Origin of the sequence: Kocuria sp. SM24M-10 (genome assembly GCF_001027955.1) — a bacterium.
Taxonomy (GTDB): domain Bacteria; phylum Actinomycetota; class Actinomycetes; order Actinomycetales; family Micrococcaceae; genus Kocuria; species Kocuria oceani.
Window position 1 is genome coordinate 103,604 of the sequence record NZ_LDNX01000120.1, and the last position, 7,233, is coordinate 110,836.

General features: G+C 73.6%; 5 protein-coding genes and 1 tRNA gene. 4 read left to right on the top strand and 2 right to left on the bottom strand.

The window, feature by feature from the left end:
- Positions 1-41 precede the first annotated feature (41 nt).
- Positions 42-1,268: a phosphotransferase gene (locus ABL57_RS14105; protein ID WP_053004982.1), complete on the bottom strand. Its 1,227-nt coding sequence runs from the start codon at positions 1,266-1,268 to the stop codon at positions 42-44.
- A 4-nt stretch (positions 1,269-1,272) separates the two neighbouring features.
- Positions 1,273-3,120, bottom strand: coding sequence for an ABC-F family ATP-binding cassette domain-containing protein (locus ABL57_RS14110; RefSeq protein ID WP_047804099.1), 1,848 nt, complete (start codon positions 3,118-3,120; stop codon positions 1,273-1,275).
- Positions 3,121-3,586: 466 nt separating this feature from the next.
- Between ABL57_RS14110 and ABL57_RS14115 the strand changes: the two genes are divergently transcribed.
- The 4 genes from ABL57_RS14115 (at position 3,587) to ABL57_RS14130 (ending at position 7,158) form a co-directional block, all read left to right on the top strand.
- Entirely contained in the window at positions 3,587-4,354 is a 768-nt protein-coding gene (locus ABL57_RS14115; RefSeq protein ID WP_047804100.1) for a hypothetical protein, read from the top strand.
- Between the two features lie 62 nt (positions 4,355-4,416).
- A tRNA-Gln gene (locus tag ABL57_RS14120) sits at positions 4,417-4,489 on the top strand.
- A 207-nt stretch (positions 4,490-4,696) separates the two neighbouring features.
- Entirely contained in the window at positions 4,697-6,178 is a 1,482-nt protein-coding gene (gene glmU, locus ABL57_RS14125) for a bifunctional UDP-N-acetylglucosamine diphosphorylase/glucosamine-1-phosphate N-acetyltransferase GlmU (RefSeq protein WP_238986062.1), read from the top strand.
- Positions 6,175-7,158, top strand: coding sequence for a ribose-phosphate diphosphokinase (locus tag ABL57_RS14130; protein ID WP_047804102.1), 984 nt, complete (start codon positions 6,175-6,177; stop codon positions 7,156-7,158). Before glmU ends, ABL57_RS14130 begins: the two co-directional genes overlap by 4 nt.
- The last annotated feature ends 75 nt before the right edge of the window (positions 7,159-7,233 follow it).

A 7,233-nucleotide genomic window follows, 5' to 3' on the forward strand; every position in this document is an offset into this window, starting at 1 on the left:
GAGCACGGTGAACTGGACCTGACGCGCTCCGCTCGGTGTGTTCAGCCCGCCGAACGCTGCTCGGCCTGGGCGAGGAAGCGCTCGGCGATCTCCAGCCGCCGGCGGGCCCGGTCCGGCGGGCCGCCCGAGCGCCGGGCGCCGGCGACCAGGGACAGGGCCACCCCGGCGCAGCGGACCCGCAGCGCGGCGGGATCCACCGCGTCCTCGAAACCGGCCAGCAGCCGTTCGGCGGTGGCCGGCGCGTGCCCGTAGCGGTCGCTGACCGTGGGCAGCACGGCCACGTGGGCGACCAGGCAGGCGAGGTCGTCCACCCGGTGGCCCGGTCCCACGGAGTCGACGTCGAGCAGTCCCGTCAGCGGCCCGAACCGCCCGCGCCCGTCGGGGCCCACCAGCAGGTTGGCCTCGTAGAGGTCCCCGTGCACCGGCACCGCCGGGCCCGGGTCCGTGGTGCCGCGGGCGTCCTCGATCGCGGTGGCCAGTCGCTCGGCCCGCTCCCGCTCCTCGGGCAGCGCGACGGCGGCCGCGTGCCCGTAGTCCAGCACCCGGTCGGTCCAGCCGGCCCGCCGCGGCAGCTCCGCGGCGGCGGCGGGCAGGGCGTCGAGCAGCGCCAGGACGTGCTCGGGACGCAGCGCGGCGGCGCCGTCGTCCCGCACCGCGCTCGCCAGGGGCGCCCCGGGCAGCTCGTGGAGCACCACCACCTCCTGCACCGGCTCGCCCGCCGGCGCCGGCACGGGCAGCCCGGCGTCGAGCAGCATCCGCAGCCGGCCGTGCAGGGCGGCGGCCCGGCCGCGCCGGAGCACCTTGAGGTAGCGGACCCCGGAGTCGTGGGTGGCCCGCTGCACCGCCCGGCGGGTCGGCCGGTAGGAGATCGCGGTGAGCTCGGCCGGCACGGCGGAGCCGAAGACCGTGCGCCCCACCGCCTCGGGCGAGCTCGCCCACGCCAGCCCGGGCAGCCAGGGGTCGTGCGGATGCCGCCACGCGGCCAGGGCGAGGCCCTCGTGCGCGACCAGCAGCGGGCCACCGGCGTGCTCGACGGCCTCCCTGGGAGGGGCGGTGGTGCTCACGCAGACCACCTCGGCGACCCGCCGCTGCCCGTCCCGGGCCGCGACGTCGAAGATGGCGCTCGCGCCCACCCCGGGGCGGTGGTGGACCCGCCGCAGCGTCCACCGGTCGGCGTCCAGCCCGGCCGGGCGCAGCACCTGCTCCAGGACCGGGCTCATCCGGGGGCCGGTCAGCACGGCCACGGCCTCCCGCTCGGGGCCGGCCACCGGTCTAGGCCAGGTCCTCGGACAGCTCGAGCCAGCGCAGCTCGAGCTCCTCGATCTCGTCCTGGACCGCGGTCAGCCGGGCGGTGATGCCCGCCAGGCCGGTGTAGTCGGACTGGTCGTGGGCGGCCATCTCCGCGTGGATGGTCTCGACCTTCGCGGTGAGCTTCTCCAGCTTCCGCTCGATCGCGCTCACCTCCTTCTGCGCGCTGCGGGCCCGGGCGCCGGAGAGCTTCGGCGCGCCCTGCGCCGTCGCCCCCTTGGACCCGTTCGAGGACGCCCCCGTGGCCGCCAGCGGGTTCGAGGCGTTCGCCGAGCCGGCGGCCGTGCCGGTGCGCGACTGGGCGGCGAGCTCCAGGTACTGCTCCACGCCCCGGGGCAGGTGCCGGAACCGGCCGTCGATCACGGCGTACTGCTGGTCGGTGACCCGCTCCAGGAGGTAGCGGTCGTGGGAGACCACCAGGAGGGTGCCCGGCCAGGTGTCCAGCAGGTCCTCCATCGCCGCGAGCATGTCGGTGTCCAGGTCGTTGGACGGCTCGTCGAGGATCAGCACGTTGGGCTCGTCGAGCAGGATCAGCAGCAGCTGCAGCCGCCGCTTCTGCCCGCCCGAGAGGTCCTTGACAGGGGTGGCCAGCTGCTCGTTGGTGAAACCCAGCCGCTCCAGCAGCTGTCCCGGGGTCATCTCCTTGCCGTCGGCGAGGTAGGTGGTGCGCTTGGACGCGACCACGTCCGAGACCCGGTCCTCGGCCACGTCCTCCAGCTCGGACAGCTGCTGGGTCAGCGTGGCGATCCGCACGGTCTTCCCGCGCTTGACCCGCCCGCTGGTGGGCTGGGCGTCACCGGTGACCAGGCCCAGCAGCGTGGACTTGCCCGCACCGTTGACGCCGAGGATGCCGGTGCGCTCGCCGGGGGCGATCAGCCAGGTGACGTCCCGGAGCACCTCCCGCGGGCCGTCGTCCTCGGTGGGGTAGGAGACGGAGACCTTCTCCAGGTCCACCACGTCCTTGCCGAGCCGGGAGACGGCCAGCTGGGACAGCGCCACGGTGTCGCGCGGCGGCGGGACGTCGTTGATCAGCTGGTTGGCGGCCTCGATGCGGAACTTGGGCTTCGCGGTGCGCGCCGGGGCGCCGCGGCGCAGCCAGGCGAGCTCCTTCTTCATCAGGTTCTGCCGCTTGGCCTCCACGGTGGCGGCCTGCCGGTCCCGCTCCACCCGCTGCAGGACGTAGGCCGCGTAGCCGCCCTCGAAGGGCTCGACCATCCGGTCGTGCACCTCCCAGGTGTCGGTGCACACGGCGTCCAGGAACCAGCGGTCGTGGGTGACCACGGCCATGCCGCCCTGGTTCTTGGGCCAGCGGTTGTTGAGGTGGCGGGCCAGCCAGGTGATGCCGTCCACGTCCAGGTGGTTGGTGGGCTCGTCCAGGAAGATCACGTCCCAGTCCCCGGCCAGCAGCGCGGCGAGTGCCACGCGGCGCTTCTGCCCGCCGGAGAGCTCCCCGATCCGGGCGTCCCAGTCCAGGTCCTTGACCAGTCCGGCGATCACGTCCCGGACCTTCGCGTCCCCGGCCCACTCGTGCTCCTCGCGGTCCCCGACGACGGCGTGCCCCACGGTCAGCTCCGGGTCCAGCACGTCGGCCTGGTCGAGCATGCCCACCCGCACGCCGGAGCGCACGGTGACACGGCCCCCGTCCGGCTTCAGCCGCCCGGCGAGCAGCTTCATCAGCGTGGACTTGCCGTCGCCGTTGCGGCCCACGATGCCGATCCGGTCGCCCTCGTCGATGCCGAGGCTGACGGAGTCGAAGACCGTCTTGGTGGGGAATTCGAGGTGCAGGTTCTCGCCGCCGAGTAGATGTGCCACCCGTCAAGGGTACTCGCGTGCGGTGGCCGGCTTCCCGCCCAGCACCCGCCGCCCCCGCACACCTGCACACCCGCACACCCGTGCTCCCGCCACGCCCCTCCCGCTGAGTCCCCCCTCTGCCCGTCGAGTCCCCCTTCTATCTGCCGAGTGCCCCATGTGCTCGCAGATCCCCCCGATGGATCGGGGGGATCTGCGAGCACATGGGGGACTCGGCGCGAGGGGCGTGGCACGAAGGCTCGGTGCGAGAGGCATGACGTGGGTGACTCGGCGCAGACGGCGTGGCAGGGAGACTCGGCGCGAGAGGCATGACGTGGGGGACTGGGCGCGTGAGGCATGACATGGGGGAGTCGGCGCAGGAGGCGTGGCTGGGGCACTCGGCAGGGGAGGAGGGGGCGCCCAGGGTGGTGCCGAAGTGCGGACAGCGGGCTTTCAGCCACGGCACAAGCACGGGTGAGACCATGGAGGCATGGAGCAGCAGAACCCGACGGAGCGACCCTCCGCGACCACCGTCCACCCGATCGGCACCCGCCTGGACGGGGTCACGGACCTGGAGGAAGCCGTGCGCACGGTGCGCGAGCACCCCGGGCCGGTGGAGATCCCCGCCGGGCCCGGTCAATTGGCCGGGCGCCACCTCGGGTCGGTGCCCCAGCGGCAGGTCGGCGAGGCGCTGCGCGGGGCCGGTGCCGCGCCCCTGATCCTGCGGGCGGACATCTCCATCGACGAGGACATCCCGGACGAGGGCGTCATCGCCGTCCTCGACGACCACCTGTCCCTGGCCGCCGGCGTGGGCGCCGAGTACCTCGTGGTGCCCCGGGCAGGGGTCGGCGGGCGCGGGCGCAGCGAGGACCGGATCTTCTCCATGCTCGCGGCGCTCGCCGAGGCGGCCTCGGCCCACCAGGTGCACCTGCTGCTGGAGACGGAGGGCGCCACCGCGGACGAGGTGGAGCTGATCCAGTTCCTGGAGCGCGCCCGCAAGGAGGGAACGCTGGACGTGGACCCGCACTACCTGGCCTCCGTGGCCTGGAACGTCGCCGCGTCCACCGCCGCGGGGGAGGGCCCGGCCGCCGCGTTCGAGCGGATGCGGCCGCTGCTGGACCTCGCCCCGCTGATCGTGTGCGGGGTGGACGAGGACGCGGTGGAGAACCTGTTCGCCGCCGTGCCGGAGCTGCGGGAGGCCGCCGCGACGGCCCGGATCCTGGTCATCCTGGGGCGCCCGGGACCGGCCGGCGCCTGACCGCCTGGTGGTAGGGTGACTCCCTGTGCACGGTGTGCACCACTGCCGTTCCACGGCGGTGCTCCGCCTTGGTGTAATCGGCAGCACCCCGGCCTTTGGAGCCGCGGAGTCTAGGTTCGAGTCCTAGAGGCGGAACGTCCGCATCCCGCCCGACGGCCTGACCGCCGACAGCCTGCAAGACGGAGCCGAGACGGACCCGGTGAGCCCACCGGAGCCTCTCGACGATCGACGACCGAGGAGCTGCATCCCGCTGTGAGCACCCCCCACACTCCCGCCTCCGCGCCCGGGACGGCCGGCGGCCCCGCCGCCGTCATCGTCCTCGCCGCCGGCAAGGGCACCCGGATGAAGTCCAAGACCCCCAAGATCCTGCACCGGATCGGGGGTCGTTCCATGGTGGGGCACAGCCTCGTGGCCGCCCGCAGCCTGCACCCCCGGCGGCTGGCCGCCGTGGTGCGCTTCGAGCGGGACCTGGTGGCCCCGCACGTGCTCGAGCAGGATCCCGCGGCGCTGATCGTGGACCAGGACGAGGTGCCCGGCACGGGCCGGGCCGTGCAGGTGGCGGTGGAGGCGCTCGACGCCCAGGAGCGGCTGGCCGGCACCGTGGTGGTCACCTACGGCGACGTCCCCCTGCTGACCCCGGAGGTGCTGCAGAAGCTGGTCGCCCACCACGAGGAGCGCGGCAACGCGGTCACCGTGCTCACCGCCGACCACGAGCGGCCCGGCGGCTACGGGCGGGTCCTGCGGGACGCCGACGGCTCGTTCCGCGAGATCAAGGAGGCCAAGGACGCCACCGAGGCCGAGCTCGCGGTCACCGAGATCAACTCCGGCATCTTCGCCTTCGACGCCGACGCCCTCCGTGAGGCCCTGGCGCAGGTCACCTCGGACAACGCCCAGGGCGAGATGTACCTCACCGACGTCCCGCTGCTGGCCCGGCAGGCCGGCCGCGCCGTGGACGCGCTGAAGATCGAGGACCGCTGGGAGGTGGAGGGCGCCAACGACCGCGTGCAGCTGGCCCAGCTCGGCGCCCACCTCAACCGCCGCGTGCTCGAGGCGCACATGCGCAACGGGGTGACCATCGTGGACCCCGCCACCACCTGGATCGACGTGCAGGTGCGGATCGGCGCGGACGTCACGGTCTTGCCGGGCACGCAGCTGCTCGGCGGCACCCGGGTGGCCGAGGACGCCGTCGTCGGCCCGGACACCACCCTCACGGACGTGGAGGTCGGCCCCGGCGCGCACGTGGTGCGCACGCACGGCTCCGGCTCGGTGGTCGGCCCCGGCGCCTCCGTGGGGCCGTTCGCCTACCTGCGCCCCGGCACGGTCCTGGGCGCGGACGGCAAGATCGGCACGTTCGTGGAGACCAAGAACTCCCGGATCGGCACCGGCTCGAAGATCCCGCACCTGTCCTACGTGGGGGACGCCACCATCGGCGAGCACTCCAACATCGGGGCGGCCTCCGTGTTCGTCAACTACGACGGCGTGCGCAAGCACCGCACCGTGATCGGCGACCACGTCCGGATGGGCTCCGACAACATGTACGTCGCTCCCGTCACCGTCGGGGACGGCGCCTACTCCGGGGCCGGCACCACGATCCGCAAGGACGTGCCGGCCGGGGCGCTGGCGCTGACCGAGGGCGCGCAGCGGATCGTCGAGAACTGGGTCGTGGAGCACCGCCAGGGCACGGCGGCGGCCGAGGCCGCGCTGCGCGCCCGGGCGGACGGCGCCGCGACGGCCGGGGACGCCCCCGGACAGAGCACGACCGGGCGCACCGCCGCCGGGCACACCACCGCCGCGCACACCACCGAGGAAAGCGAGCAAGAATGACGACCGCCATCACCAACGCAGGTGCGAAGCAGCTGGTCCTGGTCTCCGGCCGGGCGCACCCGCAGCTCGCGGAGCGCATCGCGTCGGAGCTCGGCACCGAGCTGATCCCCACGGCCGCCTACGACTTCGCCAACGGTGAGACCTACGTGCGCTTCGGGGAGTCGGTGCGGGGCACGGACGCCTTCCTCATCCAGTCCCACCCGGCGCCGATCAACCAGTGGATCATGGAGCAGCTGCTGATGATCGACTCGCTGAAGCGGGCCTCGGCCCGGTCGATCACCGTGGTCTCCCCGTTCTACCCCTACGCCCGGCAGGACAAGAAGCACCGCGGCCGCGAGCCCATCTCGGCCCGCCTGATCTCGGACCTCTACAAGACGGCCGGCGCGGACCGGCTGATGTCCGTGGACCTGCACACCGCGCAGATCCAGGGCTTCTTCGACGGCCCGGTCGACCACCTGATGGCCATCCCGCTGCTGGCGGACCACGTGCGCTCCGTCGTCGACGTCGAGAACGTCACCGTGGTCTCCCCGGACACCGGCCGCGTGCGCGTGGCCGAGCAGTGGACGGAGCTGCTGGGCGGCTGCCCGCTGGCGTTCGTGCACAAGACCCGCGACATCACGGTCCCGAACCAGGCGGTGTCCAAGGAGGTCGTCGGGCAGATCGAGGGCCGCACCTGCGTGCTGATCGACGACATGATCGACACCGGCGGGACGATCACCGGCGCCGTGAAGGTGCTGCGCGAGAAGGGCGCCAAGGACGTCATCATCGCCGCCACCCACGCCGTGTTCTCCGACCCGGCGGTGGAGCGGCTGTCCTCCTGCGGCGCCCTCGAGGTCGTGGTCACGGACACCCTGCCCGTGCCCCCGGAGCACCAGTTCGAGAACCTCACGGTCCTGTCCATCGCCCCGCTCATCGCCCGGGCCATCCAGGAGGTCTTCGAGGACGGCTCGGTGACGAGCCTGTTCAACGGCCGCTCCTGACCGATTCCGCGGCCCACGACGCCGCAGCCCCTCACCTCAGGGTGAGGGGCTGCGGCGTTGCCGGGACCGTCGTGC

Coding starts and splice junctions, on each gene's coding strand:
- ABL57_RS14115 (WP_047804100.1), top strand. CDS start 3,587: ATGGAGCAGCAGAACCCGACGGAGCGACCCTCCGCGACCACCGTCCAC.
- glmU (WP_238986062.1), top strand. CDS start 4,697: ATGAAGTCCAAGACCCCCAAGATCCTGCACCGGATCGGGGGTCGTTCC.
- ABL57_RS14130 (WP_047804102.1), top strand. CDS start 6,175: ATGACGACCGCCATCACCAACGCAGGTGCGAAGCAGCTGGTCCTGGTC.